Raw genomic sequence first — 242 nt, 5'->3', positions numbered from 1 at the left:
GAAGGTGAAGCTGTTGGTGTTTTTTGGGGATACGAATATCGAGGTGTTTACCAAGGTGGAGATTTACCAGAAGGAACAGCCATTTTTGAAGGCGGCGAAGCTGGAGATCAATTATTCACGGATTTAGCGGATGAAGATGGTAATTTAGACGGGGTAATTACTACCGATGATCAACAAATAATAGGAGATCCTAATCCAGATTTTACCATAGGTATCACAAACACCTTTACCTACAAAAACAT

At 40.1% G+C, this 242-nt stretch carries 1 protein-coding gene; it reads left to right on the top strand.

Features of this window, described 5'->3' with window-relative positions; genetic code table 11:
* Positions 1-242, top strand: a 242-nt coding sequence (locus tag Q0910_RS28590) for a hypothetical protein (RefSeq protein WP_299224270.1), incomplete at both ends; no start/stop codon positions are given.

This window comes from uncultured Aquimarina sp. (assembly GCF_947495315.1).
GTDB lineage: Bacteria > Bacteroidota > Bacteroidia > Flavobacteriales > Flavobacteriaceae > Aquimarina.
This window is presented reverse-complemented; position numbering and strand designations above follow the sequence as displayed.